General features: G+C 69.1%; 31 protein-coding genes and 1 riboswitch. Of the genes, 12 read left to right on the top strand and 19 right to left on the bottom strand.

Annotation, left to right across the window (positions count from 1 at the left end; genetic code table 11):
- Nucleotides 1-38: 38 nt before the first annotated feature.
- Nucleotides 39-1,094 (top strand): acyltransferase family protein, encoded by a 1,056-nt coding sequence (locus B0I29_RS12625; RefSeq protein WP_111649089.1) that lies wholly within the window; start codon nucleotides 39-41, stop codon nucleotides 1,092-1,094.
- Here the strand turns inward: B0I29_RS12625 and B0I29_RS12620 are convergent.
- Nucleotides 1,053-1,817 carry a DUF4097 family beta strand repeat-containing protein gene (locus B0I29_RS12620; protein WP_181557782.1) on the bottom strand — a complete coding sequence of 255 codons (765 nt, stop codon included), beginning with the start codon at nucleotides 1,815-1,817 and terminating at the stop codon, nucleotides 1,053-1,055. The two genes, B0I29_RS12625 and B0I29_RS12620, sit on opposite strands and share 42 nt — an antisense overlap.
- A gap of 108 nt (nucleotides 1,818-1,925) precedes the next feature.
- Between B0I29_RS12620 and recO the strand changes: the two genes are divergently transcribed.
- From recO to B0I29_RS12605, 3 genes are read left to right on the top strand one after another with little or no spacing between them, the layout of a single operon-like run.
- A complete protein-coding gene (gene recO, locus B0I29_RS12615; protein ID WP_111649087.1) occupies nucleotides 1,926-2,702 on the top strand; it encodes a DNA repair protein RecO in 777 nt (258 codons plus the stop codon).
- The gene (locus tag B0I29_RS12610) at nucleotides 2,699-3,481 is read left to right on the top strand and encodes an isoprenyl transferase (protein ID WP_111649086.1); all 783 of its coding nucleotides are present in this window, start codon (nucleotides 2,699-2,701) and stop codon (nucleotides 3,479-3,481) included. The genes recO and B0I29_RS12610 overlap by 4 nt, the downstream gene beginning before the upstream one ends.
- Nucleotides 3,482-3,503: 22 nt before the next feature.
- Nucleotides 3,504-4,028: a phosphoglycerate mutase family protein gene (locus B0I29_RS12605; protein ID WP_111649085.1), complete on the top strand. Its 525-nt coding sequence runs from the start codon at nucleotides 3,504-3,506 to the stop codon at nucleotides 4,026-4,028.
- 45 nt (nucleotides 4,029-4,073) lie between these two features.
- Here B0I29_RS12605 and B0I29_RS12600 read toward each other — a convergent pair whose 3' ends face one another.
- Both B0I29_RS12600 and B0I29_RS12595 read right to left on the bottom strand, forming a co-directional pair.
- Nucleotides 4,074-4,766, bottom strand: a complete 693-nt coding sequence (locus B0I29_RS12600; RefSeq protein WP_245972472.1) for an HAD family hydrolase — start codon at nucleotides 4,764-4,766, stop codon at nucleotides 4,074-4,076.
- Nucleotides 4,763-5,056 (bottom strand): MTH1187 family thiamine-binding protein, encoded by a 294-nt coding sequence (locus B0I29_RS12595; RefSeq protein WP_111649083.1) that lies wholly within the window; start codon nucleotides 5,054-5,056, stop codon nucleotides 4,763-4,765. Before B0I29_RS12595 ends, B0I29_RS12600 begins: the two co-directional genes overlap by 4 nt.
- A 114-nt stretch (nucleotides 5,057-5,170) precedes the next feature.
- Between B0I29_RS12595 and B0I29_RS12590 the strand changes: the two genes are divergently transcribed.
- Both B0I29_RS12590 and B0I29_RS12585 read left to right on the top strand, forming a co-directional pair.
- A complete protein-coding gene (locus tag B0I29_RS12590; protein WP_111649082.1) occupies nucleotides 5,171-5,416 on the top strand; it encodes a DUF2191 domain-containing protein in 246 nt (81 codons plus the stop codon).
- Nucleotides 5,409-5,639 carry a PIN domain-containing protein gene (locus B0I29_RS12585; protein ID WP_111649081.1) on the top strand — a complete coding sequence of 77 codons (231 nt, stop codon included), beginning with the start codon at nucleotides 5,409-5,411 and terminating at the stop codon, nucleotides 5,637-5,639. The genes B0I29_RS12590 and B0I29_RS12585 overlap by 8 nt, the downstream gene beginning before the upstream one ends.
- Nucleotides 5,640-5,747: 108 nt before the next feature.
- On the opposite strand, the gene B0I29_RS12580 is transcribed toward B0I29_RS12585, so the two are convergent.
- The 6 genes from B0I29_RS12580 to B0I29_RS12555 form a co-directional block, all read right to left on the bottom strand.
- Nucleotides 5,748-6,671 (bottom strand): methylenetetrahydrofolate reductase, encoded by a 924-nt coding sequence (locus B0I29_RS12580; RefSeq protein WP_111649080.1) that lies wholly within the window; start codon nucleotides 6,669-6,671, stop codon nucleotides 5,748-5,750.
- Nucleotides 6,672-6,695: 24 nt separating this feature from the next.
- Nucleotides 6,696-7,265: a hypothetical protein gene (locus tag B0I29_RS12575; protein ID WP_245972471.1), complete on the bottom strand. Its 570-nt coding sequence runs from the start codon at nucleotides 7,263-7,265 to the stop codon at nucleotides 6,696-6,698.
- Nucleotides 7,262-8,971: a PHP domain-containing protein gene (locus tag B0I29_RS12570; protein ID WP_111649079.1), complete on the bottom strand. Its 1,710-nt coding sequence runs from the start codon at nucleotides 8,969-8,971 to the stop codon at nucleotides 7,262-7,264. The genes B0I29_RS12575 and B0I29_RS12570 overlap by 4 nt, the downstream gene beginning before the upstream one ends.
- Before the next feature lie 222 nt (nucleotides 8,972-9,193).
- Nucleotides 9,194-9,997, bottom strand: coding sequence for an energy-coupling factor transporter transmembrane component T family protein (locus B0I29_RS12565; RefSeq protein WP_111649078.1), 804 nt, complete (start codon nucleotides 9,995-9,997; stop codon nucleotides 9,194-9,196).
- Nucleotides 9,994-11,424, bottom strand: a complete 1,431-nt coding sequence (locus B0I29_RS12560; protein WP_111649077.1) for an ABC transporter ATP-binding protein — start codon at nucleotides 11,422-11,424, stop codon at nucleotides 9,994-9,996. Before B0I29_RS12560 ends, B0I29_RS12565 begins: the two co-directional genes overlap by 4 nt.
- Before the next feature lie 3 nt (nucleotides 11,425-11,427).
- Nucleotides 11,428-12,018, bottom strand: a complete 591-nt coding sequence (locus B0I29_RS12555; RefSeq protein ID WP_111649187.1) for an ECF transporter S component — start codon at nucleotides 12,016-12,018, stop codon at nucleotides 11,428-11,430.
- Between the two features lie 36 nt (nucleotides 12,019-12,054).
- Nucleotides 12,055-12,159: riboswitch (TPP riboswitch) on the bottom strand.
- Between the two features lie 37 nt (nucleotides 12,160-12,196).
- On the opposite strand from B0I29_RS12555, the gene B0I29_RS12550 reads away from it, so the two are divergent.
- Nucleotides 12,197-13,015 (top strand): alpha/beta fold hydrolase, encoded by an 819-nt coding sequence (locus B0I29_RS12550; protein ID WP_111649076.1) that lies wholly within the window; start codon nucleotides 12,197-12,199, stop codon nucleotides 13,013-13,015.
- A 31-nt stretch (nucleotides 13,016-13,046) separates the two neighbouring features.
- Nucleotides 13,047-13,547, top strand: coding sequence for a DUF6328 family protein (locus B0I29_RS12545; protein WP_111649075.1), 501 nt, complete (start codon nucleotides 13,047-13,049; stop codon nucleotides 13,545-13,547).
- Here B0I29_RS12545 and B0I29_RS12540 read toward each other — a convergent pair.
- From B0I29_RS12540 to B0I29_RS12510, 7 genes are read right to left on the bottom strand one after another with little or no spacing between them, the layout of a single operon-like run.
- Nucleotides 13,477-14,121, bottom strand: coding sequence for a hypothetical protein (locus tag B0I29_RS12540; RefSeq protein ID WP_111649074.1), 645 nt, complete (start codon nucleotides 14,119-14,121; stop codon nucleotides 13,477-13,479). The genes B0I29_RS12545 and B0I29_RS12540 overlap by 71 nt on opposite strands.
- A gap of 59 nt (nucleotides 14,122-14,180) precedes the next feature.
- A complete protein-coding gene (locus B0I29_RS12535) occupies nucleotides 14,181-14,582 on the bottom strand; it encodes a Fur family transcriptional regulator (RefSeq protein ID WP_111649073.1) in 402 nt (133 codons plus the stop codon).
- Nucleotides 14,579-14,878, bottom strand: coding sequence for an ArsR/SmtB family transcription factor (locus B0I29_RS12530; RefSeq protein WP_014441320.1), 300 nt, complete (start codon nucleotides 14,876-14,878; stop codon nucleotides 14,579-14,581). Before B0I29_RS12530 ends, B0I29_RS12535 begins: the two co-directional genes overlap by 4 nt.
- A 30-nt stretch (nucleotides 14,879-14,908) precedes the next feature.
- Nucleotides 14,909-15,775, bottom strand: coding sequence for a metal ABC transporter permease (locus B0I29_RS12525; RefSeq protein ID WP_111649186.1), 867 nt, complete (start codon nucleotides 15,773-15,775; stop codon nucleotides 14,909-14,911).
- Nucleotides 15,775-16,560, bottom strand: a complete 786-nt coding sequence (locus B0I29_RS12520) for a metal ABC transporter ATP-binding protein (protein WP_111649072.1) — start codon at nucleotides 16,558-16,560, stop codon at nucleotides 15,775-15,777. The genes B0I29_RS12525 and B0I29_RS12520 overlap by 1 nt, the downstream gene beginning before the upstream one ends.
- Nucleotides 16,557-17,477 (bottom strand): metal ABC transporter substrate-binding protein, encoded by a 921-nt coding sequence (locus tag B0I29_RS12515; RefSeq protein WP_111649071.1) that lies wholly within the window; start codon nucleotides 17,475-17,477, stop codon nucleotides 16,557-16,559. Before B0I29_RS12515 ends, B0I29_RS12520 begins: the two co-directional genes overlap by 4 nt.
- Before the next feature lie 53 nt (nucleotides 17,478-17,530).
- The gene (locus tag B0I29_RS12510) at nucleotides 17,531-17,785 is read right to left on the bottom strand and encodes a DUF6703 family protein (RefSeq protein WP_111649070.1); all 255 of its coding nucleotides are present in this window, start codon (nucleotides 17,783-17,785) and stop codon (nucleotides 17,531-17,533) included.
- Nucleotides 17,786-17,818: 33 nt separating this feature from the next.
- On the opposite strand from B0I29_RS12510, the gene B0I29_RS12505 reads away from it, so the two are divergent.
- The 3 genes from B0I29_RS12505 (at nucleotide 17,819) to B0I29_RS12495 (ending at nucleotide 20,115) form a co-directional block, all read left to right on the top strand.
- Nucleotides 17,819-18,160, top strand: a complete 342-nt coding sequence (locus B0I29_RS12505) for an antibiotic biosynthesis monooxygenase family protein (protein ID WP_111649069.1) — start codon at nucleotides 17,819-17,821, stop codon at nucleotides 18,158-18,160.
- A gap of 16 nt (nucleotides 18,161-18,176) precedes the next feature.
- Nucleotides 18,177-18,665, top strand: coding sequence for an Rv0361 family membrane protein (locus B0I29_RS12500; RefSeq protein WP_111649068.1), 489 nt, complete (start codon nucleotides 18,177-18,179; stop codon nucleotides 18,663-18,665).
- 70 nt (nucleotides 18,666-18,735) lie between these two features.
- A complete protein-coding gene (locus tag B0I29_RS12495; RefSeq protein ID WP_111649067.1) occupies nucleotides 18,736-20,115 on the top strand; it encodes a glycine--tRNA ligase in 1,380 nt (459 codons plus the stop codon).
- 40 nt (nucleotides 20,116-20,155) lie between these two features.
- Here the strand turns inward: B0I29_RS12495 and B0I29_RS12490 are convergent, their stop codons facing one another.
- Nucleotides 20,156-20,641 carry an XdhC family protein gene (locus B0I29_RS12490; protein WP_245972470.1) on the bottom strand — a complete coding sequence of 162 codons (486 nt, stop codon included), beginning with the start codon at nucleotides 20,639-20,641 and terminating at the stop codon, nucleotides 20,156-20,158.
- A gap of 8 nt (nucleotides 20,642-20,649) precedes the next feature.
- Here B0I29_RS12490 and dusB point away from each other — a divergent pair, with 8 nt between their 5' ends.
- Entirely contained in the window at nucleotides 20,650-21,813 is a 1,164-nt protein-coding gene (gene dusB, locus B0I29_RS12485) for a tRNA dihydrouridine synthase DusB (protein WP_181557781.1), read from the top strand.
- A gap of 575 nt (nucleotides 21,814-22,388) precedes the next feature.
- Here dusB and B0I29_RS12480 read toward each other — a convergent pair.
- Together B0I29_RS12480 and B0I29_RS12475 are read right to left on the bottom strand one after the other, a co-directional pair.
- Entirely contained in the window at nucleotides 22,389-23,477 is a 1,089-nt protein-coding gene (locus tag B0I29_RS12480) for an MFS transporter (protein ID WP_111649066.1), read from the bottom strand.
- A 64-nt stretch (nucleotides 23,478-23,541) separates the two neighbouring features.
- Complete coding sequence (locus B0I29_RS12475) at nucleotides 23,542-24,618, bottom strand: DUF2786 domain-containing protein (protein ID WP_111649065.1); 1,077 nt, start codon at nucleotides 24,616-24,618, stop codon at nucleotides 23,542-23,544.
- Nucleotides 24,619-24,620: the final 2 nt, after the last annotated feature.

The following is a 24,620-nucleotide window of genomic DNA, read 5'->3' as shown; positions in this document are numbered from 1 at the left end:
TTGCGCTTTTCGGCTCAGCGCGGGTAACACCTTCGGTCATGCGGAACCGGTACTTGGACCTCTTGCGCGCGGTGGCGACCGTGCGAGTCGTGGTCTATCACCTCACCGGGTGGGCGGCGCTGACGGTGATCTTCCCGGCCATGTCGGTGATGTTCGCCCTGGCCGGCTCCCTGATGGCCGCCTCCATCGACCGGTTCGGCGTCTGGTCGGTGGAGCGGCGTCTGCGACGGCTGCTGCCCTCGCTCTGGGTTCTCGGCCTGGTGATCGCGGTGCCGGCGATGCTGATCGCCGGCACTCCGTTCGACGTGCACCTGCTGCTCTGGGGTTTCCCTCTGGTCGATCCGGAGGCCACCGGCTGGTGGATGCAGTCGCTGAGCCACGCCTGGTACCTGCGGGACTTCCTGTGGTTCGTGCTGCTGTCCCCGCTGGCACTGCCGGTGTTCCGCCGTTTTCCACTGGCTTCGGTGCTTACCCCGTACCTTGTGCTGGTTTTTCTTGAATTTTCGGGTTTTGTTTTTCCGGCGGTGGCGCGCGACCTCGCGCTTTACGGCGGGGCCTGGCTGCTCGGTTTCGCCCATCACGATGGGCACCTGCGCCGGCTGAGCCGCAAGCGGCTCTTCACCCTCGCGGCCGCGCTCGCCATTCCCGGCGCGGCCTGGGTGATCACCCATCCAGGACCACGAGGGTACGACCTGAACGACATCCCGCTCGGCAACGCACTGTGGTCAGCGGCGTTCATCCTGGTGGCGCTCGGGGTGGCCCCGATGGTCCGGGAGCATCGCGCCCTGACCGTGCTGAACGCGCGGGCGCTCACGATCTATCTCTGGCACATCCCGATCATCGTGGCGGTGAACCAGGTGGGCCAGGCGCACGGTCTGCCGCTCAGTGGCTGGGTCGGCATCTCGTGGCGGGCGGTCGTGGTGGTGATGCTGCTCGGTGTGGTGCTCGCGGCGGTCGGCTGGGTCGAGGACGTGGCGGCCGGACGGCGTCCGCAGCTGGTGCCCGGCCGGAAGAGGCTGCCGGTGCCGGTCTCGCCGGCCCCGGCCTCGGTCTCACCTGGTGCTTACGAGGAGGTCGCCGCTTCGCGTGCGTAGGTCGAGGATGTTCTTGGCGCTCGGGTCGTTGGGCACGTCCTCGGCGGTGGCGTCGCCGCTGCCGGTGTCGGTGCGGACCTGGTAGGCGCCCTCGGGAACCAGCAGAGTGAGGTCGCCGCTCTGCACCGACGCGGTCACTGAGGCCGGTGCGCTGATGTCGAGCTGCATGTCGCCGGAGGTCGCCCTGGCCTTGATCGGGCCGGCGATCCGCTCGGCGGTGATGTCACCCGAGGTCAGCTCGACCGTCAGGGACGGCGCGTCGCTCACCAGCAGGTCGCCCGAGGTCGCCTCGATCGAGACCGGGCCGGTGGCGCTGTCCACCGTGACGTCACCCGAGGTCAGTTTGAGGTCGACGGTGCCGGCGCCGGAGACGCCCAGGTCACCGGAGCGCAACTCGCCGCGGACGGCCACCCCGGCCGGGGCGGTGATCTCGTAGTTGACGTGGCAGTTCGCCCCGCAGTCGGTCGCCAGGGTCAGCGTCGAGCCGGTCAGCTGGTACGACGGACCGGGATCGGTCGAGCCGCGGATCACTCGCTTGATCCGGGTCTCGGTGACACTGCCCGTGCTGATCTGCACGTCACCGCTGCCACCGTCCAGCACGATGTCGGTGACCTTGGCCTTCTCGGTGTCGTCGAACGTCATCCGGGCGCCGACCACGCCGTCGCAGCCGGTCAGGGCAACCACTGAGGCGGCGGCAAGGGCAAGGGCAACTCTTCGGCTCATGCTGGAAACGCTATTTCCGGGAGCACCCGTAGCGCCATCGGTCCCGTCCCGGAGGCGACCCTGAGATCCGGGTCAGGGTATGTCGTAGGCACCGGGCAGAATGACGGGATGCCCGCCGGATACCGACGCCAGCTCTACCGCGACGACGCGGTGGTTCTGCGCGTCCAGAAACTCGGCGAGAGCGACCGGATCGTCACCCTGCTCACCCGCCGCAACGGCCGGCTCCGCGCGGTCGCCCGCGGTGTGCGGCGCACGTCGTCGCGTTTCGGGGCGCGGCTCGAGCCGTTCGGTCACATCGACCTGCAGCTCGCCGGTTCGCCGGAGGGTGTGGGCAGCGCGCTGCACTCGGTCAGCCAGGTCGAGGCGGTTTCCCTTTTCGGCAAGTCCCTGCTGTCGGACTATCCGCGTTACACCGCGGCTTCGGCGATCTGTGAGACCGCCGAGCGGCTCACCCCGGTCGAGCGGGAGCCCGCGCTGCGGCTCTTCCAGCTCACCCTGGGCGCGATGAAAGCACTCGCCACCGCCGAGCACGCGGGTGGGCTGGTGCTTGATGCGTACCTTTTGCGGGCCATGGCTTTCGCCGGCTGGGCGCCCGCGGTCACCGAGTGCGCGGTCTGCGGCACACCGGGGCAGCACGCCGCGTTCGCGGTCCCGGCCGGTGGCGCGGTCTGCCCCGACTGCCGGCCGCCCGGCGCGGCACACCCCAGCCCGGACACGCTCGGCCTGATGTCCGCGCTGACCTCCGGCGACTGGGTGATCGCCGACGCGTCCGCGCCCTCGGTGCGCCGGGAGTGCAGCGGTCTGGTCGCCGCACACCTGCAATGGCACATGGAACGAGCGCTGCGTTCGCTGCCGCTTGTCGATCGACGGGAGTTGAACCCTTGAGCCCGCGTCCGCCCATCCCTCACATCTCCGGCGCCCGGCCACCGCAGCTGCCGGCCGCCGCGCTGCCCAAACACGTGGCCATCGTCATGGACGGCAACGGCCGCTGGGCGAAAGATCGTGGGCTGTCCCGGACCAAGGGCCACGAGCAGGGGGAACACTCGCTCTTCGACACCATTGAGGGCGCCATCGAGCTCGGTATTCCGTACCTTTCGGCGTACGCGTTCTCCACCGAGAACTGGAAGCGTTCGCCCGAGGAGGTGCGCTTCCTGATGGGCTTCAACCGTGACGTCATCCGGCGGCGCCGCGACCAGCTCGTCGACCTCGGTGTGCGGGTGGTCTGGTCCGGCCGGGCCGGCCGGCTGTGGAAAAGCGTCATCTCCGAGCTGCAGACCGCCGAGGAGATGAGCAAGAACAACAAGACGCTCACCCTGCAGTTCTGCGTGAATTACGGCGGCCAGGCCGAGATCGCGGACGCGGCGGCGGCGATCGCCCGCGACGTCGCGGCCGGCAAACTCAAGGCCGACAAGGTCAACGAGAAGACCATCTCGCGGTACCTGTACCACCCCGAGGTCCCGGACGTGGACATGTTCCTGCGCCCCTCCGGCGAGCAGCGCACGTCCAACTTCCTGCTCTGGCAATCCGCGTACGCGGAAATGGTCTACCTCGACACCTTGTGGCCGGACTTCGATCGGCGTCACCTTTGGTATGCGTGCGAGTTGTACGCCCAGCGGGACCGCCGGTTCGGAGGAGCGCTGCCCAACCCGGTGAGTCCTACCTGATCATCCATCAGGGAGGTTCGTCGTGGCTGTCCGGCATCTATGGCTCGTGCGGCACGGTGAGGCCGTGCCCGATCAGTCGGATCTGACCGAGGCCGGGCGGCAGCAGGCGTCGCTGCTCGGTGCTCGTCTGGCCGGCCTGCCCCTTGAATCGATCAGCCATAGTCCGAAACCCCGGGCGTTGCGGACCGCACAGATCGTCGCCCGCCATTTCCCGGACGTGCCGGTCCGGGAGGCGGAGGAACTCGACGACCAGGTGCCCACCGACGATCCGAGTGTCTCGGCGGCGATGATCGCCCGGTTCACCAGCCCGGTGGCCGACGAGAGCCACGAGCTGGTGATCACGCACAACTTCCAGGTGGGGTGGTTCCTGCGGGACGCGTACGCGGCCCCGCCGGAACGGTTCCGGGTGGTGAACCAGTGCAACACCGGGGTCACCCTGATCCGTTATCCGGCCGGGCAGGTGCCCCGGGTGATCCTGGTTAACGACCTCACACACCTGCCGGCGGAGCTGCGGTGGACGGGGTTCCCTCCGGAGTTGAGGCCATGACCGTTCTCTCAGGTTCCCGCCGGGGTTGAGGCCATGACCGTTTTTTCAGGTTCCCGCCGGGGTTGAGGCCATGAGGGCCGCGATCGCCAGGTCCGGGTCGCTCAGGTCGGGCAGGACGGTGTGCGCGCCCGCCGCCACGAGGTCGGCCGTCGTCGTCGAGCCGGTCGCCACCGCGACCGCGACCGCGCCGTTCGCCAGGGCGGCCGTCACGTCGTTCACGGTGTCGCCGATGACGACCGGGAGGAACCGTTCGCCGTACTTCGCCTCGGCCCGCTCCAGGCTCCGCCGGACCAGGGTGGCGCGGACGCTGTCGTCGGTGCCGTAACCGCCGACCTCGGCGTCGAAGACGTGATCGAGCCGGAAAGCGGCCACCTTGGCCCGGGCGACTGCCGGAACGTTGCCGGTCACCAAGGTCTGCACCACGGCTGGGTCGTCGCCCAGCCGGCGCAGCACCTCTTCGACGCCGGGCATGAGCGACCCTTGCTCGGCGAACTCGTGCCTGACCTGCTCGACTATTTCCACATATCTGGTGAAGAAGCGCTCGGGGGTGCAGTCGGTCACCCCGTGGACGGCGAACACCTCCGCGCAGATGTCCAGGTCGGTGCGCCCGCCGAAGATCGGGGTGTCCCGCCAGGCGAGCCCGGTGACCTCGGTGAACGCCGCCTTCCACGACCGGGCCGCGACCCCGCCGCCGCGCAGCAGCGTGTAGTCGATGTCCCACATGACCAGGCGCCTCACTGGCCCAGCACCCGCTCGATGTGCTCGATCTTGGCGGTGAGCGCGCCGGTGACACCGGGCCGCACGTCCGCCTTGAGCGAGAGACTGACCCGGGGCGCGACCAGGGCGACGGCGTCGACGGCCTGTTTCACGACCGCCATCACCTCGTCCCACTCGCCCTCGATCGTGGTGAACATGGAGTCGGTCCGGTTCGGCAGGCCAGAGGCCCGGACAACGCGGACAGCTTCAGCGACAGCGTCCCCGACGGAGTCACCGGCCCCGATGGGGGTGACAGAAAAGGCTACGAGCATGGGCCCCATCCTCCCAGGCCTGCCCCTTGAGTTGATCTATGCACACGACTAGCCTTGTCGTATGACGGCTAGTCGTTAGCCGGGACACCTACACTCGAAGGGTCGGTGCGGACTATGGGGGATCTGATGGCCGGACACGAGGTCGACCCGGACAGCGAGGTGCTGGCTGACGCCGCAGAGCTGTATGGGACAACGACCGAGGCTGAGACGATCAGCGCCGCGCTGCACGACGCCGCCGCTCGGACTCGCCGCACCCGCGCGCTCGCCGAGTTGGTGGAGATCGCCGCGACCGGCCAGTTCGACGAATTGCTCGACAAGCGGAACCGCCCCTGGCAGCGGAAGCAGGCTGTTCGTGGATGACGTGAGCTTTCTCGCGGACACAAGCGCTCTGCTCAGGTTTCTGGGCAACTCCGAACTGCGCCGCATATGGCACCGATCGCTTGCGAACGGGTCAATCGCGACCGCCGCGACGGCGGAATTTCACGATCTGACGCTCCTGCATTACGACGCCGATTTCGTGCAGGTCGCCGAGGTGACCGGCCAGCCGACTCGCTGGGTCGCTGATCCCGGAACGATCGACTGACTACGGGTTTGCGGGGCCGCCGGTTCCTCAGAGGACGTAGTTGGCGATCATCAGGCTCAGCTGGCGGATGTCGACGTTCCATTGTTGAAGTCGATCACGCGGTCAACCCTAGTGGCGGCGGTAGTGGAGGAGTTCGGCTATTTCGGCTGCCAGGTCGGTGGTGGCTTCGATTTCGGTTTTGCGGATGGAGACGTTTTCCACGTTGAAGCCGTACGGGATGCCCAGGTGTTCGCAGAAGTCGATGAGGTCTCGGGCGATCGCGATGCACTGGCGGTACGACTCGGCCAGCGGGTCGTTCGCGTGGCGCAGGGAGTTCTGGAGCCAGCGGGGGACGTCGACGCCCAGCCAGGCGAGGAACTCCAGGGTCTTCAGGGAGCCGCAGAGGGACAGCGTGAAGATGATCGTGCGCGGGGCGATGCCGCGTTCCCGGCAGCCGTAGTAGTAATCGGAGAGCAGGTTCTTCGTCTCGTTGGCGTGGTAGACGACCTGGGAGATGAAGAAGCCGGCGCCGCGCTCCTGCTTCTTGAGCATGCGCAGGTGTTCGTCCGGCCGTTCGCCGATGACCACCGCGCCCAGGGGCAGCTCGGGGCGTACCTCGGCGCGGGCGGCCTGGGCCTGGCGCAGGCTGGTCTGGACCGGTTTGCCGCCGGAGGAGGCGCCGACGAAAACGCTGAGGACCCGGTTGTCGACGCCGGACATCCAGTCGCGGAGCTCGTCCTCGGGATATTTGCCGACGCAGCGGTAGATGACCACCGGCTTGTCCCAGCCGCCCAGGTGGTCGGCGTAATACCGGGCCGGGTCCAGGGTTTCCAGGAACGGGAACGGGCGCTCGTCCGGATTGCGGTCGGACTCGTCGTCGATGTCGTACAGGATCAGGCCGTCGAGGTCCAAGCCGCTGAGGCGGTCGAGGGTGACTTCGGCGATCTCCTTGACCCGCTCCTCGGGTGTGCTGCGCCGGGGCGGCGTGATGCTGAACAGCAGCACGCCGCTGCGCGTATCGGCCAGCAGGTGGGGCAGGCGAGGGCGACTCATGCCCTCACAGTAGGGAGGCGTCGTTCAGTGGTCGGCACAGCAGGGGGTGGGATCCCGCCTTTCGAACGGGATCAGCCGCCCGCCGGCCGCCGGGGTGGTGACCAGCACCAGCTCACCGCCGCGGAACTGGGGCCGGACGAAATCGCCGGTGTCCACGACGGTGTCCCGGTCGGCGAGCCCGCTGCCGAGCACCTCCACCCGGGAGATCGAACTGCGCTGGAGGATCTCGCTGACCGTCAGTTCGCCGGTGAGGCGTTCGACGCCGGGGAACCGGACGGCCCGGCCGAACTGCCCGGATGCGGCAGCCTGAGCGGCCGCGTCCAGGCCGTCCGAATTCGCGTACGAAAGAGCGGTGAGCAGGCTGATCGCGACGTGCGGAAACGGCGCGGCGACCAGGTGGGTGCAGGCCAGCACCGGCGCGGGTGACAGCGAGCCAATCCAGTGGTCGGCCTCGGACAGCGTGGCGTGCCCGAGGCTGACACCGATGATCCGGGCGGCGCCGACAACCCGGGCAGCGCTGGCAGCGCCGACAACCCGGGCAGCGCCGGCGGTGCCGGCCGCCGAGATGGCGGCCGGCGCGACGGAGTACGTCATCGGGGCAGGACCCAGATGGGGTTGGTGTAGAACCACAGGTCACCCCACGGGTCGGCAGAGCCGGCCACATCGAGCTGCGGACCGTACGGGTCGACCGAGGCGCCCAGGAGACCCGGCTGGGTGCGGTTGCCGTCGGTGCCGCGTACCCGGAGGTAGAACGGCTTGTCCAGGCGGCCGAGGTTGTAGGTGAAGGTGACCTTGCCGCTGGTCTTGGAGATCTCGAACGACTTGGCCACCTTGGTGTTCGGGGTGGTGAAGGCGTCCTGGTCCGACACCGGGCCGGTGACCGTGCCGACGATCACGTCAACCCGCTTGAGGACCGGGACGAAACCGGCCCAGTTCGGGATGTCCTGCAGGTCGATCTCGAGGGTCAGCTCGGTCGAGGTGCCGCGCTTGACCTGCAGCACGCCGCCGAGCGGGGTGCCGGTGGACCAGCGGCGGTCGCCGGAGACGCGTACCTGGGCGTCCAGGCCCTTGATCAGCCGGCCGTGGTCGACCCAGACGCGACCGGCGCGCAGACCGTCGACGACCGCCTTGTACGCGAACGACGACGCGCCCACGTTCGTCCGGCCGTAGAAGCCCGGCCAGAAGTCGCCCGCCTGCGTGTTGACCGAGCCGTTGTAGACCGGGTCGTTGTACTTGCCGTTGGCGTTGAAGTCGCTGCCCGGCCCGCGCTCGGTCTGGTCGAGGTAGTTGACGTGGCTGTCCGAGTTGACGGTGATCCACCACGCCTTGCCCTCGGCGAGCAGGCTGTCCCAGAGGCCGCCGACCGTGGAGGTCATCCAGTCGAAGCCACCCCAGGTGCGGTACGTCTCCAGCGGGTAACCGGCGAACGACGCGGCCGACGGGTTGTTGTCGTAGTAGCCACGGGCGCCGCCACGGCCGTTCGGGGCCGGGATGCCGGCGGCCTGGTGGCCGGGCGCGCCCTCGAAGCCGACCGCGACGGTCGGGTCGGCCTCACGCCAGCCGCGGATCTCGTGCGGCGAGTCGATGCCCCGCCGGGACGGGTGGTTCGCGAAGAACAGCGCGCCGTCGATCTTGCGCTTCTTCACCTGCTCGCCGAGGAACTTGATGCCGGCGATCGCCAGCGCCTCGTTCTGCGCGGCAGTGTTGGTCGCCGGTACGAACGTGCCGTCGTACGCGTTCTCGAACTGCTTGAGAACCTCGACCTCGTTCTTCGACGGGGTGACGAACACGGTGGCGTGCTCGGCGGCCGGGATGTTCCACTCCAGCCCCTGGAACGTGAGCAGGCCCTTGAGCTCCTCGCGGGTCTTCACGATGTCCGGGTTGACCTTCTCCACGCCGATCTTGGCGTGGGCGGCGCTGCCGTGGTCGGTGATGACCAGCCAGTCCAGGCCGTACGCCTGACCCTTCTGAGCCTGGTCGAGCACCCGGTACTGGGCGTCCGAGCTGTACTGCGTGTGGATGTGGTGGTCGCCGGCGAGCCACTGGAACCCGCCCTTGGCGTTGCCGCCACCGACGTGGTCGTGAGTGTGCGCGAGGCCGGCGGCCTCAGCGGCGCCCGGGCGGGCGAGCACGGAAGCGGCCGCGCCGGCGCCGAGCAGACCGGCGCCGAGCAGGAAGCGGCGACGGGATGCGTCGCCGGGGGAGATCTCGCTCTCCGGGATGCTCAGGTCGAGTGCTTCGGGGACGTCAGCCGCACCGGCGGCGTCCGGGAAGTGAGAGTGGTCGTGGCCGTGACCCATATCGGTGAACTCCTACGAAGATCGTTGAGTGCACCTCACCCTCGTCCGATGAGGACAACTTCCGCTGTCGATCTGTTGACCGGCAAACGAACAGGCCGCCAAACGCACAGGCCAGCGAACGAACAGGCCGCCAAACGCACAGGCCAGCGAACGAACGGGCCGCCAAACGCACAGGCCAGCGAACGAACAGGCCGCCAAACGCACAGGCCAGCGAACGAACGGTCAGCCGACGACCGGGTGGAAGAAGCCCAGCAGCACCGATAACGTCAGAATCGCGGCGGCGGCGACCGCGGCACCGGCCATCAGCGCGGTATCGGCCCCGGTGAAATGCTGCCGGCGCGCGTACGTACGGGGTGTGCCGGAGTCGAATCCCCGCGCGTCCATCGCCACCGCGAGCCGCACCCCGCGCCGCAGCGCCCCGACCAGCAGGGCGAACGAGGTCGAGACGAAGAGCCGCAGCTTCGCGAGCGGGTTGTGCCCGGCGTCGATGCCGCGGGCGCGGCGGGCCAGGGTGAGCGTCCGCCATTCCTGGGCGAGCAGCGGCAGCAGCCGGAACGCGGCGAGCGCGCCGATCGCGAACCGGGCCGGCGCTTTTGCGTTCTGCACCAGCGCGTCGGCCAGATCGGTCGGGTCGGTGGTGGCGAAGACGATGATGCCGGGCAGCGCGACGGCGAAGATGCGCAGGACCAGCCCGGTCGCGGACGCCAGCACCCCGGTGGTCACGTCGAACGCGCCGATCGAGAACAGCAGGTCACCGTTGCGCTCGGCCGCGAACATGGTCATCGCGACGAGCACCCCGGCGGCCGCGAACAGCAGCGGCGCGGCACGGCGGGCCAGTTGTCGGAATCGGACACCGAAGAACGGCAGCAGGATCAGTTCGAGCACCAGCGCGGCGGCCGGCGTGAACGGGTCGACGGTGGCGATCAGCGGCAGCGAGAAGAGCAGCGCCGCGCCCAGCTTGGCGACCGGGTTGCGGCGGGCGAGCGGCGCGGACGGATCAGCGATCGGTTCCAGGGCGAGGGTCACGGACGAACCCGCCGGGGGAGAGGTTCGGGATCCGGCTCGCCCAGCGGGACGGTCCGGTCAGCGAGGGTACGCACGAACGCCTCGTCGTGAGTAACCGCGACGATCCCGTGCCCAGCCGTCCGCAGCTCCGCGAGCAGACTGATCAATTCCAGCCACGTGCGGCGATCCTGGCCGAACGTCGGCTCGTCCAGCACGAGCAGCCGGGGCGCGGTCGCCAGCGCCGTGGCGACGCTCAGCCGCCGCGCCTCGCCGCCGGAGAGGGTGTACGGGTTGGCCTCGGCCAGCTTCGTCAACCGCAGCCGTTCCAGCAGTTCATCGACGATTTTCCGGATCTCGGCGGGTGAGCGCCCGACTCGGCGCGGGCCGAGGGCCAGCTCGTCGGCGACCCGGCCGGTGACGAACTGGTGTTCCGGGTTCTGGAAGACCGATCCGATCCGCTGGGTCAGCGTGGCGGCTCGCCACCGGTGCGGGGGCCGCTTATCGCCGAACGCCTCGATCCGGCCGGAACTGGGCGCGAGCAGTCCGCCGAGCAGCAGCGCGAGAGTGGACTTGCCGGCGCCGTTGGGCCCCGTCACGGCGAGGACCTCACCGGCGCCCGCACTGATCGAAACCGGACTCAGCCGGCCACGGACGGACGTGTGCTCCGCGCGTACGAAATCGGTCGTTGATCGTGAATTGGCCTTGAGGGGCGGGAAGCTGAAGCCTGGCACCCAGACGCCTTCGTCCGCCAGTTTGTCGCCGTAGGCGGCGAAGATGAGCTCGGGCGTGCCATCGGCGCGCACGCCGCCACCCGGTTCCAGAACGACGACGCGGTCCACCAGCGGGAGCGCTTCGGCGACCCGGTGCTCCACAATGATCATGGTCGTTTCCGGACCGGTGGAGCGGGTGAGGGCCTCGCGGACCAGGTCCGCGCCGGGCGGGTCGAGATTCGCGGTCGGCTCGTCGAGCAGCAGCAGACCGGGACGAAGTGCCAGAACTCCGGCGAGCGCGAGGCGCTGCGCCTCACCACCGGAGAGCGCCGCGGTGGAGCGGTTGATCGGGTACCGGAAACCGACGCGATCCAGCACGTCACTGACCCGCGGCCAGATCTCGGCGGCCGGAATGCCGCGGTTCTCGCAGCCGAACGCCACGTCGTCGCCGCTGCGGGCCATCACAAGCTGGGTCTGCGGATCCTGGAAGAGGATGCCGACCCGGTCGCGGGCCTTGCCCGGATCAAGCCCATCGATCTCGATGCTGCCCTCAGCCTGACCAGAATCGGACGGTAGCAGACCGGCGAGCGCGGCGAGCAGAGTGCTTTTGCCAGCCCCGGAGGGACCGAGCAGCAGCACCCGCTCGCCGTGCCGCACGTGCAGGTCGAGCCCGCGAACCGCCCAGGCGCGACGACCGGCGTGCCGCCACCCGAACCCGCGAAGCTGAACCTCACTCATGATTTAGATGAGTGCCCGTTCCCGGCCCGCTCCGAACCGATCCAGGACACCTGTCGGTGCCAGCGCCCGGACCAGGGCCCAGCTGCCCAGACCGGCCAGGATCACGCTGCTGATCACGGTGAACAGGGCGTAGGGGATGCGGTAGTTGCCGAGCGCGTACTCCGAGTTCCAGACGAAGAAGTCGAAGAGCGCCGCGCTCACGCCGGTCAGCAACCCGGCGAGCAGCGCGGACGGCAGTTTGAAGGAGCGGTACCGCAGCGCCGCGAACGCCAGTTCGGCGCCGAGGCCCTGGACCAGGCCCTGGACGATGACCGTTCCGCCCCACTGGTTGCCGAGCAGCGCGGAGATGATCGCCGCGACGGTCTCGGTGTAGAGCGACGCGCCGGGCTTGCGGATGATCAGCCCGGACAGGACGGCCGGCATCAGCCAGATGCCGTACAGGATCGCCTGGGCCGGCGGGAAGAACGCGAACGCGCTCTCGGTGACGCTCCAGACGGTGCCCCAGGCCCAGAAGATGACGCCGAATGCCACGGCGATGACCGAGGCGATCACGATGTCTATCGTGCGCCAGCGGTTGTTGTCGGTGGATTTCATGAAAGCCTCCCAGTAGGTACCGGGAGGAGACACGTGTGCCTTGAGAGACCGAGCTTCCTGCGCTGGCATTACCCAGATCAGGTACTAGGGTCTGCGGCTCCGGCCGCACTCTCAGCGCTGTGCGCTCCCCTGTCGGATTACATTTGCTTCGATGAACCTAACATCCAGGGGGACTCGCATGGAGATCAAGGCTCGTGGCCTGACGTTCGAGGTCTCGGCGGCCGGCCCTGAAGACGGTGAGCCGGTGCTTCTGCTGCACGGCTTTCCTCAGGACAACCGGGAATTCGACCGGCTCGTGCCTTATCTCCATGAGGCCGGGCTTCGGACCTATGCGCTCAACCAGCGCGGATACTCGCCGGGCGCCCGGCCGCAGGAGGTCAGCGCGTACCGGCTCCGGGAGGCTGTCGCCGACGCCATCGCCGTTCTCGACGAGCTCGGCATCGAAAAAGTCCACGTCGTCGGTCACGACTGGGGCGCACAGATCGCCTGGCTGCTTGCCGCGAATCATCCCGGCCGCTTGCGTACGCTCACCGCCGTCTCCGTGCCGCACCCCCGCGCCCTGATGCTCGCCATCCGGGTGCGCCCGTCGCAGAAAGCCCGCCTCGCCTACTTCGAGGTGTTCCGCTCACCGCGGGCCGAGCGCCTGCTCCTGGGCCGCGACGCCGCGGTGCTGCGCTGGATGCTGAAGCCGCTGCGGGCCGAGCGGGTGCAGCGGTACGTGGACGCGGCGCGCGAACCGGGCCGGCTGACCGGCGGGCTGAACTGGTACCGCGCCTTCACCACCGACCAGATCGCCAAGACCGGTGTGATCACGGTGCCGACCACGTACGTGTGGAGCGATCGGGACGGCGTGGTCGGGCTGACCGCCGCGTTGCGTACCGCCGACTGGGTCTCCGCCGATTACCAGCTGATGGCGATGCGTGGTGTCAGCCACTGGGTGCCGGAGGAAGCGCCGCAGGAACTGGCCGACGCCGTCCTGGCACGCATCGGCGTTTGACCATGCCCCTGATCGGGGAAAATGGCGCGGCATGGCAGTCGACACCACCTCCCGTCATGACAAGGAAACCGAGAAGCAGCGATGGGATCGGAACTTCGCCGATCTGCTGCAGGAACTGCGCGTCGCACAAACCGGTGTGCAGATCCTCTTCGCCTTCCTGCTGACCCTGCCTTTCAGCAGCGGCTTCCCGCAGGCCACCGCGTTCCAGCGGGACACGTACATCGTGGCCCTGATCAGCGCCGCGTTCGCCACCGCGATGATCATCTCGCCGGTGGCGTTCCACCGCGCGCTGTTCCGCCAGGGCCGCAAGCCCGAGCTGGTCCGCTACGCGCACAAGATGGCCACCGGCGGCCTCTTCTTCATGCTGATCTCGATGGTCAGCAGCGTCCTGCTGATCACCGATTACGTGCTGCACTGGAAGTGGGCGATCCCGCTCACCGTGATCACCGGCCTCTGGTTCCTCACCCTCTGGGCAGGGCTCCCGCTGGCGCATCGGGACTGGGCCGACGACGACGAAGACCGAGACTCCTGAGCTCCAGCTCGGCCAGCGTGTCGACGGCCTCTGGGTCACCGGCCCGCCAGCTCTGCGCGATGTCCGGACCGAGCCTGGTCAGCACGCTCAACGGCTGACTGGCCAGCGCCCGCAATGCCAGAAGATCACGGCCGGCCGGGTCGTCGCGTACCGCCGCGGCGACACCGGCCCGCCGCATCCATCGAAGACGCAACGGCAACCACAAAAACACAATCAGGGCCATGGGTACGGCAATGGCCACCAGCGGCAGGATCAGTGCCAGTTGATCGACGAACTGCTGCTGGTCACGACCTGCCTCGGCGATCGATCGGGCGGCATCGGCGGCACCGGTGAACGGTTTGGTCAGGTCGTCGCCGACCACCGGCACCCGGCCCACCTTGCTCCCGGCCTCGGCCAGGTTGCCGGCGATGCCGGTGCCGGCGCTCTCCAGTTTCTGACCCGGGACGGCGAGCTTCTCGACGATGTCTTGTATCCAGAGGGCCACGCGGATCCAGAGGTAGACCCAGAGGACGGCGAGGATGTCGGTGAGGAGCTGACGGATCGCGGTGGGCAGCCGGTCGGCGTAGAGCTTCACAGTGGAAGCCTCGCACTCAGCTTTTCGCGGCGCACTCCGGGCAGGCCCCGAAAACGCACTCAGCTTTTCGCGGCGCACTCCGGGCAGGTCCCGAAAATCTCGAGAGTGTGTGACACGTCGACGAAGCCGTGCTGACCCGCCACCTTCTCCGCCCAGGACTCCACCGCGGGACCGGCCACCTCGACGGTCCGGCCGCAGGACCGGCAGACCAGGTGGTGGTGATGTCCCTGGCTGCACCGCCGGTACAGATGCTCACCGCCCGGCGGGCGCATCACGTCGATCTCACCGGCGTCGGCGAGACCCTGCAGAGTCCGGTACACCGTGGTCAGACCGACCCGCTCACCCCGGTCACGCAGCATCGCGTGCAGGTCCTGAGCGCTGTGGAACCCCTCGGTCTCACCGAGGACGGCGCTGACCGCGCTGCGCTGCTTGGTGTTGCGTTGGGTCGTTTCCGGATTCACTGTCGGCTCTCCCTGGCGTGGCTCACCGCGTCGGCGACGATGTGGGCGACGTGTTCGTCCACCAGGGAGTATGCGATCTCCCTGCCCTGGCGGACACCCCGCACGACACCCGCGCCGCGCAGGACCCGCAGGTGCTGGGAGACCAGGGGCTGTGGGGCGCCCAGTTTCTCCACCAGGTCGTGCACGCAGCGCTCGCCGGCGCCAAGTTCCACCACGATGGCCACACGGATCGGTGCGGAGAGGGCGCGCAACAGGGCCCCCGCCGACTCGTACGCTTCATAACCGGTGGTCGTCATGGCTGCGACCACCGTACAGCGGTCATCTGCTCAACCATGCAACACGACGTCCGGAGGTTCGGCGGCGACCGGCGGGTGTGACCGCCGGACCAGCACGCGGCGCACCGTGGCGGCCAGGGTGGCGCCGAGGAAGGCGACCAGGGCCAGCAGCACCGTGGTGGCGCCGGGCGCGGTGTCGATCTCGGCGGAGACCACGATGCCGGCGCCGGCCGCGCCCACGCCGATCAGCATGGCCGCCGCCATGGTGGTACGGAAACCGCGGGTGACCTGCTGCGCGGCGGCGACCGGAACGACCATCAGCGCGGAGACGAGCAGCAGACCGACGGTTCGCATCGCGATCGTCACGGTCACCGCGGTGGTGACCGCGAGCAGGATGTTGAGCGTCCGCACCGGAAGGCCGCTGACCCGGGCGTACTCCTCGTCGTTGCAGAGCGCGAAGAGCGCCGGCCGCAGTGCCAGCATGGCGACCAGCACCGCGACGCCGAGCCCGCCGATCACCGCGATGTCCTGCACCGACGTGGTGATCAGGGACCCGAACAGGTACTGCATCAGATTCGAGTTGCTGCTGTCGTCGGAGAGGCCGACCAGCACCACACCACCGGCGATGCCGCCGTAGAAGAGCAGCGCCAGGGCCAGGTCACCGGAGGTGCGCCCGCGCTCGCGGATCAGCTCGACGCCGACCGCGCCGATCGTGGCGACCAGGACCGCGGTGAGAACCGGGGAGGTGTTGGTGAGCAGGCCCACGCCGACGCCGGTCAGCGCGACGTGCCCGATCCCGTCGCCGATCAGCGAGAGCCGGCGCTGCACCAGATAGATGCCGAGCGCCGGGGCGGCCAGACCGATGATCAGCGCGCCGATCAGGGCGCGCTGCATGAAGGGATAAGCGAGCAACTCCATCAGTACGCCTTCGTCCGTTCGGTCGGCGCCCACTCGCAGATGCCGGCTTTGACCTCGTCGGCATGCGGGTGCACGTGATCGTGCCCCGGCTCGGCGTGGTGCCCGGCCGGCTCCGGCGGCGTCCCCTCGTGCGCGATGCGGCCGTCGTGCACGACCACCCCGCGTCCGATGAGCGGCCGCAGCGGGCCCAGCTCGTGCAGGACCAGCATGATCGTGCCACCGGCGCCGGCGAACCGGGTGAGCGACTCGGCGAACGCCTCCTGGCTGGCCGCGTCCACACCGGCATTCGGCTCGTCCAGCACCAGCAGGTCCGGCTTGCCGGCCAGCGCCCGGGCGATCAGGGTGCGCTGCTGCTGGCCGCCGGACAGCGTCGAGACCGGGTCGCCGATCCGATCGAGCAGGCCGACGTCGGACAGCGCCTCGCGTACCGCGGCCTTGTCCGCCGCTCCGGGGAAGTGGAAGATGCCGCGCCGGGCCAGCCGGCCGGACGCTACCACCTCGCCGACCGTCGCGGGCACACCGCTGCCGGCGCCGAGGCGCTGTGGCACGTACCCGATCCGCTGCCACTGCCGGAACCGGCGCTGCGGGGTGCCGAACAGCTCGATCTCGCCGCGGCGCAGAGGCACCAGGCCGAGGACGGTACGGATCAGCGTGGACTTGCCGGATCCGTTGGCGCCGAGCACGGCGACCACATCGCCGGGTGCCACGCTCAGCGACACGTCACTGAGGATCTCCCGGCCGTCGTACCCGGCCGCGGCGTGCCGTACCTCGACCACGTTCGTCATGAGTCACATCCCAAAGCCTTCGTGAGCGCGACCAGGTTGGCGCGCATCACCGAGAAGTAGTCCGCATTCTCGTCCGTCAAGCCCTCGAGTGGGTCGAGCACCGCCGTCTGTGCGCCGACCTCCCGTGCCAGGGTCTCGGCGACCTTGGGGCTGACCAGCGTCTCGAAGAAGATCGTGGTGGTGCCGTGCTCCTTGGCCTCCTCCGCGACCGCGGCCAGACGCTGCGGGGACGGCTCGGCTTCCGGGTCGATGCCGGTGATGCCGATCTGGGTCAGGTCGTACCGATCGGCGAGGTAGTGGAACGCGGTGTGGCTGGTCACCAGCTCGCGGCGCTCACAGGTCTTCAGCCCCGTGGAGAACTCGCCGTCCAGGGTCTTCAGCTCGGTGCTGAGCGCGGCGGCGCGGGCGGTGAAGTCGGCGGCGTGCTCCGGGTCGGCCTCGGCCAGCTTCTTGCCGACCTGCTCGGCCACGGTCGCAAGCCGGGTCGGGTCGAGCCAGAAGTGCGGGTCGGTGCCGCTGGTGCTCTCCTCGACGTGCTCCTCGCCCTCGTGGCTGTGGCTGTCCGCGGAGTCCGCCGACAGCATCGTTATCGCCGAGGCGGCGTCGAACGCGTGGCCGGAGCCGTTCTGCTTCACCGCGTCGTCGACGGCCGGCTGGAAACCGCTCAGGTAGACCACCAGGTCCGCGTCGGTGATCTCGCCCACCTGGCGGGCGTTGAGCTCCACGTCGTGCGGCTCGGCGCCCGCCTTGGTGAGGTTGCTGACGCTGACCACGTCGCCTCCGACCCGCTCGCTGATGAACTGCAGCGGGTAGAACGCGGTGACGACGGAAAGCTTCCCGTCGGCGCCCGCGGACGCGCCTCCGCAGCCGCTGAGAGCGAGGAGAAGGGCGAGGGCGGGTACCAGACGGCGCATCATGCCACCAACTGTTGTCGATAATGACAATGATTGTCAAAGGCGCATGAGTTCTTTCAGAGCGCTTTGGATACGGCTCCCACGACCAGAAGGACGAGCAGGACCAGCCGGACGGTCCGGGTGATCGGCGTCTGCACCGGCCACGTGGTGAACGTCAGCGCACCCAGCCCGGCGGCGATCACGGCCAGTAGCAGCGCGCCCACGATGCCCGGCAGGAACAACCCGGCCAGCAGGACGGCAAGGGCCACGGCGAACGCCACTGTCGGATTGACCCGGGCGATCCGGCGCAGTAGATGGTCGGATGGTGTCACTGGCGGCTCCTTCGGCGTGCGTACCCTCGTCACATGCTGGTGCTCAACCGCTTCAACATCCCACCGGACACGCAGGACGGCTTCGTCGAGCGTGCGCACGCCGCCCTCGCCGCCCTGGCGAACTGCCCGGGATATCAGTCCGGCCGCCTGGCCCGCGCGCTGGAGGACCCTGCCGCCTGGACTCTGGTCACCGAATGGGAGTCCGTCGGAGCGTACCGGCGGGCGCTCGGCGCGTTCGACGTGAAGATGTACGCCACTCCGCTGCTCGCGCAGACGCTCGACGAGCCGTCCGCGTACGAGACCCTCGCCGAGGCCGGCCCCGGTGAGGCCGTCGTGGTGACCGCCAGTGACCGGGCCGCCGATCCGTGGCGCTGAACATTAGGCTGGGGACATGAGCGTGCTTGCTTCGCCACCGCCCGCCGGGCCCGGGGTGCATCCGCCGTTCCCGGCGCCCCCGGTCGAGGGACGCGGCAAGCGGATCGGCCTCGGTTTCGGCATCGCCGGCGGCATCGCGCTGCTGGTCTGCGGCGGCGGTGTGGCGGCGCTGTTCGGCCTGGCCACCGCGATGGACAACGCGATCAACGAGCAGGCCGACGTGGTCGTCACCCGTTACATGGACGCCGTGCAGGACCGCGACTTCGCCAAGGCGTACGACCTGCTCTGCGAGGATTCACAGGCTGAAGAGGGCCGGGTGGAGTTCTCCACGCGGATGGGCGCCACCGAGACGGTGCGGGATTTCGCGGTGGGTGACGTCGATCTGACGTACGGAACCGTCCCGGTCAACGTCACCTACGCCGACGGCGACACCGCCGTTCTCAAGGCGGAACTCGCCCAGAACACGTCGACAGGCGCGTTCGAGGTGTGCGGCGTAGGGGAGTAATCTCGCTTTTCGTCCTGTCAATCACGAATTTCCCCGCCGACACCCAGCCGGCGTAGGAGGAAACCGCATCATGCCTGCCGACCGTATCGACTCCGTCGTCAGCCTGGCCAAGCGCCGGGGCTTCGTCTTCCCCTCCAGCGAGATCTACGGAGGAACCCGTTCGGCGTGGGACTACGGTCCGCTCGGCGTGGAGCTGAAGGAGAACGTCCGCCGTCAGTGGTGGCGCACCATGGTCCAGCAGCGCGACGACATCGTCGGCCTGGACTCCGCCGTCATCCTCTCCCGTGACGTCTGGGCCGCCTCCGGCCATCTGGACGCGTTCGTCGACCCGCTGACCGAGTGCCAGTCCTGCCACAAGCGGTACCGGGCTGACCACCTCGAAGAGGCGTACGAGGCCAAGCACGGCAACCCGCCGGCCTCGCTGCAGGAGATGAACTGCCCGAACTGCGGCAACAAGGGCACCTTCACCGAGCCGAAGATGTTCAACGGCCTGATGAAGACCTTCCTCGGCCCGACCGAGAGCGCGGACGGGCTGCACTACCTGCGCCCGGAGACCGCCCAGGGCATCTTCGTCAACTACAACAACGTCGCGACCGCGGCCCGCAAGAAGCCGCCGTTCGGCATCGCTCAGGTCGGCAAGAGCTTCCGCAACGAGATCACCCCGGGCAACTTCATCTTCCGTACGCGTGAATTCGAGCAGATGGAGATGGAGTTCTTCGTCGTGCCCGGCAGCGACGAGGAGTGGCACGAGTACTGGCTGCAGCAGCGCTGGGACTGGTACCGCGACCTGGGTCTCTCGGAGAGCAACCTGCGCTTCTTCGAACACCCGAAGGAGAAGCTCTCGCACTACTCGAAGCGGACCGTCGACATCGAGTACCGCTTCCAGTTCGGCGGCACCGAGTTCGCCGAGCTCGAGGGCATCGCGAACCGCACCGACTTCGACCTGTCGACGCACTCCAAGCACTCCGGAGTCGACCTCTCCTACTTCGACCAGGAGAAGGGCGAGCGCTGGGTTCCGTACGTCATCGAGCCGGCCGCCGGCCTGACCCGCGCGGTGCTCGCGTTCCTGCTCGAGGCGTACGACGAGGACGAGGCCCCGAACACCAAGGGCGGCGTCGACAAGCGCACGGTCATGCGTTTCGACCCGCGCCTCGCGCCGGTCAAGGTCGCCGTGCTGCCGCTCTCGCGCAACCCGGAGCTCTCGCCGAAGGCCCGCGAGCTCTCCGCGAACCTGCGCAAGCGCTGGATCGTCGAGTTCGACGACTCCCAGGCGATCGGTCGCCGTTACCGGCGCCAGGACGAGATCGGTACGCCGTTCTGCGTCACCGTCGACTTCGACACCCTCACCGACAACGCGGTGACGGTGCGCGACCGCGACACGATGAAGCAGGAGCGTGTCTCCCTCGACCAGATCGAGGATTACCTGATCAAGCGCCTGCCCGGCTGCTGATGGGCTGTTGATCGTTTCTTGACCGGCCGTCCCGGGAGCTTCAGAACGCGAAGCCGCCGGGGCGGCCGTTGCGGTCGGCGATCAGGCCGGCCAGCACCGCCAGCGCGATCTCCGGCCCGGTCCGGCTGCCGATGTTGAGCCCGATCGGCCGGTGCACCCGGGCGATCTCGTCCTCCGGCACACCCAGCTCCCGCAGCGCCGCCACGTGCGGCCCCTCGTGGCGCGGGTTACCCACGATGCCGATCCAGCGACTTTTGCCGGCCAGCACCTCCTGCAGCACCGACCCGATCTCCGGCCGGTGGTGGTCGCTCAGCACCACGTCGGTGTGCTCGTCGACATCAGCCGCCACCAGGTCACCCACGAAGATGTCGCCGTGCGCCCGAGGCGTACCGGCAAGCCGCGTCGGATCAGGCTCCACGAGCACCGAGTGATAGCCCAGATCGATCGCGAACCGCTGGAGAGCCTCCGACACCGGCGACTCGAAGACGACGACCAGCTTGCGCGGACTCAGCTCACTGTCTCCCACAGGGCAGAATGCTAGGCGCTTGTGTCACCCTAGAGCGCGTGACCGCACCGCTTCTGCTCGGCAACCATGCTGTTAATCCGCCCGTCGTGCTCGCCCCGATGGCGGGGATCACCAACGTGGCGTTCCGGCGGCTCTGCCGGGAGCAGGGTGGTGGTGTCTACGTCTGCGAGATGATCACCACCCGGGCGCTGGTGGAGCGGATTCCCAAGACGCTCAAGATGATCGCGTTCGCCGAGGACGAGGGTTTTCGCAGCCTGCAGCTCTACGGCGTCGACCCCGATGTGACCGCCGCCGCCGTGCGGATGGTCGGCGAGGACAACCTGGCCGATCACATCGATTTGAACTTCGGCTGCCCGGTGCCGAAGGTGACCCGTCGTGGCGGTGGCTCGGCCCTGCCGTGGCGGCGCAAGCTTTTCGCGCGGATCGTCTCGCAGGCCGTCGCGGCCGCCAAGCCGTACGGCATCCCGCTGACGATCAAGATGCGCAAGGGGATCGACGAGGACCATCTGACGTACGTCGAAGCGGGTCTTGCCGCTCAGGAGGCCGGCGTGGCGGCGGTGGCGCTGCACGCTCGCACCGCCGAGCAGCGGTACTCCGGCAAGGCCGACTGGGACGCGATTGCCACCCTCAAGCAGGCGCTCGACGTGCCGGTTCTCGGCAACGGCGACATCTGGGAAGGCTCCGACGCCCTGCGCATGGTCGAGCACACCGGCGTCGACGGTGTCGTGGTCGGCCGTGGCTGCCTGGGCCGGCCGTGGCTCTTCGCCGACCTGGAGGCCGCGTTCACCCAGGGCGCGAGTTACCAGCCGGTGCTGCCGACGCTCGGCGAGGTCGCGAAAATCATGTCGCGGCACGCTCAGTTGCTGGTCGAGGCGCTTGAGGACGAGAAGCACGGCTGCGCCGACTACCGCAAGCACGTCGCCTGGTACCTGAAGGGCTTCCCGGTCGGCAGCGAACTGCGCCGCAGCCTCGCGATGATCTCGTCGCTGACCGAGCTCGACGACCTGCTCGCCAAGCTCGACCCATCGATCCCGTTCCCGGCCGACGCACTCGGCCAGCCGCGTGGCCGGGTCAACGCCCCCGGCAAGGTGACGCTGCCGCACGGCTGGCTGGACAGCCGCGACGACGACACCGTCCCGGAAGGCGCGGAAACCGACGAGTCCGGCGGCTGACCGCCACCCAGATCTCCGCTCACACGATCCCTGCCGGCAGCCACAGCCTGTCGATCTCCGGACGCGGTGAAGAAGACCGTGGACACGGTGAAGAAGACCGCGGGCACGGCCGCGCGGCTTGGGAACGTGGGCGGCCGCTCACTGGCGAGCCGCCGCGGGGCCGGAACCGTAGCGCAGCGGGGTTATCGGACCTTCATAACGTGGCTGGACTACGGCTCGGGCCGCCGAGCCGTAGCTCAGACACCTCATCGCAGCCGGATTACATGTCGGAGCTACGGCTCGCCCTACGCGCAGGCGATCGGCCCTCGCGGGAACGAGTTCTCTCGACGTAGGAGCGCGCCCTTACTCGACACGGCCAACGGTTTCCCGGCAAGCGTGTCGATTTTGGGTGCGTATCGAACCCGAAATCGACACGCGGGCGGGGCCGGCTGTCTGGGCGAGACGGGCCGCGGGCAGCAGCAGCGGGCAGCGCGGCAGCGGGCAGCGGGGCAGCGCGGCAGCGGGCAGCGGGGCAGCGCGGCAGCGGGCAGCGGGGCAGCGCGGCAGCGGGCAGCGGTGCAGCGGGCAGCGGGTGGTCAGCGGCGGGTTGTCAGCAGGGCTGTTGTCAGCAGGGGGATTGCTGCCAGGGCGAACAGCGGCGCCAACGGCATCGGCAGCGCGAAGAACGCATACAGGCCCACCGCGAACACCTCTGCTCCGAAGCCTGCCACCGACAGGACCGTTGTCCGGGACGGGCCGGTTATCGATTCCTGCAGGCGGGATTCGGCGTGGACCATGGCGAACTGCAGGAGGCCGAACGCCGCTGACACCGCGAACATGCCGCTGAGGTGCGGGATCAGTGCGCCCGCCGCCAGGAGGCCCGCAGCCAGCAGCAGGGACACCGTCAGCGGACGGGATGACGCTGGTGACACCCGGGAGGCCAGGGCGCTTCCCGCGGCCATTGCCAGGGCGGTCACGGCGAAGAGCAGCGGTACGGTGGCCGCGCTCGCGCCCTTGTCACGGGAGAGCAGCGGCAGATATTCGTCCAGGGCGCTGAAGCCCGGCACAGCGGCGGCGATGACGGCGGCTCGGGCCACGGTGCCGCTTCCGGTCACCTCGCTCAGACCGGCCCGGAGGGTGGAGAGGTAACCATCGGATTCCACGGCGTCTGCTTCGGGCGTACCCACTAGGAAGAGCGCAAGCAGACCGCCCAGGGTGACCGGCGCGATGCTGGTGAGGCCGACCAGGAGGTATCCGCCGGCGGCGAAAGCCGGCGCGGCCAGCAACGTGGCCGCGAGCATCGCGAGCAGGCCTACCGTGTCGGCGCGGCCGATCACCGTGGCGTAAGCGGACGAATCACCCAGCCGTTCGTAGACCAGCGATTCGAGCGTGCCCGAGCTGAATGCGCCGCCCAACCCCCACAGGGCGAAACCGAGGGCGAACCCCGGGTACGACGGCCAGATCAGCCACAGGGTGAAACCGGTCGCGGTGGTGAGCTCGCCGAGGGCGTAGAGGCGTTTGCGGGACCAGACGTCGGCGAGCGCGCCGGCCGGGATCTCGCACACGAAGGAGACCACCGACCAGATCGCGAAGAGCGACGAGATCTCGGCGGTGGTGAGCCCGGTGTCGGCGAAGAGCAGCGCGTAGACCGGGTAGAGGAGCACGCCCTCGGCACAGGCGCGCACCGCATAGAGGTGTCAGCGTCAAATCGGGTGCATGCCATCCAGTCTGCTCAGCGACCGGAGGACGTCAACCCAATTGCGCCTCGTCGGCTGCGGCCCGGCCGGAGTCCCAGCCCTCCAGGCTGTCCACCCGGCTGCCCCGGGCGCGGACCGTGTTCGGGAAGACCTTGGTCAGGGCCTCTTGCACCTGGACGTCCCGGTTGCGCAGCACCGGCAGCAGGTCGCTGCGGGCGGCCATCTCGCGGTCGGCGGTCTCCCGGAGCCGCTGGCCGATCCGGATGGCGTACGCCACCAGGAACGAGCGGCGGAACGCCTTCACCCTGGCCTTGCCCTTGGCCGGCTCGTCGCGGGTCATCGCCCGGTTCGCCTGGACCAGCAGTGACGTGTAGAGCAGCTCCACGCCGTCGATGTCGGCGTCGAAGCCGAAGATCGTGCTGAAGCCGAGCTCCGGCGTCCAGACACAGCGGCAGTTGTTCGCCCGGGCCACCGCGTCGAGCAGGCTCGCCTTCTCGTTCTCGTACGGATGATCCACCCCGATGCGCCGGGCGAAGGGCACCACGTCCACGGCCGGCGCGGTGATCACCTCGATCCGGTACCGGGTGATCAGCTCCTGGGCCTTCGCGCTGTACGCCTCCGCTTCGGCCGCGAAGTCGGTGGCTTCCGCTTTCGCCAGCAGAGCGCGGACCCGGCCGAGGATCCGCTGGTCACCGTGGTGCGGCACGGTCGTGAGCGGGGTGCCGGGCGGCGGTACGAGGATCTCGATGGCCGGCAGCAGGCGCAGTTCGCACAGCAGGCTCAGCGACGCGTCCATCACCGCGATCCGGTCCGGCCGGCGGCCCTGGAACGCCGGCAGCGACTCCGCCTGTGATTTCCAGCGCTCGTCGACAGGTGTGCGACCGGTCAGGAAGGTCACCGCGGCCTCGGCGACCAGCCCCGCCTGGATCGGGTTGCCGCGGCGGGCCACGGCCCGGTGCAGCTCAGCCGGTTGCCAGCCGTTGCCGAAGAGCCGATCGAACTCGGCCTTGAGCGCGGCTTGAAGTGCGGAGTCGGCCTCCGCTGCGGGTACGCCGGTGAGAGCGTCGAGGCCGGCCTCGAATTCGAGTGCGCCGCGGCGCACCTGGTCGACGATCTCCCTGGCAGACACCC

Origin of the sequence: Actinoplanes lutulentus, from assembly GCF_003259845.1 — a bacterium.
Classification (GTDB): domain Bacteria; phylum Actinomycetota; class Actinomycetes; order Mycobacteriales; family Micromonosporaceae; genus Actinoplanes; species Actinoplanes lutulentus.
Note: the sequence above shows the minus strand (reverse complement) of the source record. Positions and strands in the feature narration are given on the sequence as shown.

Bases quoted from the DNA above. Each gene is read 5' to 3' on its own strand.
- B0I29_RS12550 (WP_111649076.1), top strand. From the start codon at position 12,197: ATGGAGATCAAGGCTCGTGGCCTGACGTTCGAGGTCTCGGCGGCCGGC.
- B0I29_RS12530 (WP_014441320.1), bottom strand. From the start codon at position 14,878: ATGACGACCACCGGTTATGAAGCGTACGAGTCGGCGGGGGCCCTGTTG.
- B0I29_RS12505 (WP_111649069.1), top strand. From the start codon at position 17,819: ATGCTGGTGCTCAACCGCTTCAACATCCCACCGGACACGCAGGACGGC.
- B0I29_RS12555 (WP_111649187.1), bottom strand. From the start codon at position 12,018: ATGAAATCCACCGACAACAACCGCTGGCGCACGATAGACATCGTGATC.
- B0I29_RS12495 (WP_111649067.1), top strand. From the start codon at position 18,736: ATGCCTGCCGACCGTATCGACTCCGTCGTCAGCCTGGCCAAGCGCCGG.
- recO (WP_111649087.1), top strand. From the start codon at position 1,926: ATGCCCGCCGGATACCGACGCCAGCTCTACCGCGACGACGCGGTGGTT.
- B0I29_RS12620 (WP_181557782.1), bottom strand. From the start codon at position 1,817: ATGAGCCGAAGAGTTGCCCTTGCCCTTGCCGCCGCCTCAGTGGTTGCC.
- B0I29_RS12595 (WP_111649083.1), bottom strand. From the start codon at position 5,056: ATGCTCGTAGCCTTTTCTGTCACCCCCATCGGGGCCGGTGACTCCGTC.
- B0I29_RS12590 (WP_111649082.1), top strand. From the start codon at position 5,171: ATGGGGGATCTGATGGCCGGACACGAGGTCGACCCGGACAGCGAGGTG.
- B0I29_RS12570 (WP_111649079.1), bottom strand. From the start codon at position 8,971: ATGGGTCACGGCCACGACCACTCTCACTTCCCGGACGCCGCCGGTGCG.
- B0I29_RS12515 (WP_111649071.1), bottom strand. From the start codon at position 17,477: ATGATGCGCCGTCTGGTACCCGCCCTCGCCCTTCTCCTCGCTCTCAGC.
- dusB (WP_181557781.1), top strand. From the start codon at position 20,650: ATGCTAGGCGCTTGTGTCACCCTAGAGCGCGTGACCGCACCGCTTCTG.
- B0I29_RS12545 (WP_111649075.1), top strand. From the start codon at position 13,047: ATGGCAGTCGACACCACCTCCCGTCATGACAAGGAAACCGAGAAGCAG.
- B0I29_RS12575 (WP_245972471.1), bottom strand. From the start codon at position 7,265: ATGACGTACTCCGTCGCGCCGGCCGCCATCTCGGCGGCCGGCACCGCC.
- B0I29_RS12560 (WP_111649077.1), bottom strand. From the start codon at position 11,424: ATGAGTGAGGTTCAGCTTCGCGGGTTCGGGTGGCGGCACGCCGGTCGT.
- B0I29_RS12520 (WP_111649072.1), bottom strand. From the start codon at position 16,560: ATGACGAACGTGGTCGAGGTACGGCACGCCGCGGCCGGGTACGACGGC.
- B0I29_RS12580 (WP_111649080.1), bottom strand. From the start codon at position 6,671: ATGAGTCGCCCTCGCCTGCCCCACCTGCTGGCCGATACGCGCAGCGGC.
- B0I29_RS12625 (WP_111649089.1), top strand. From the start codon at position 39: ATGCGGAACCGGTACTTGGACCTCTTGCGCGCGGTGGCGACCGTGCGA.
- B0I29_RS12500 (WP_111649068.1), top strand. From the start codon at position 18,177: ATGAGCGTGCTTGCTTCGCCACCGCCCGCCGGGCCCGGGGTGCATCCG.
- B0I29_RS12525 (WP_111649186.1), bottom strand. From the start codon at position 15,775: ATGGAGTTGCTCGCTTATCCCTTCATGCAGCGCGCCCTGATCGGCGCG.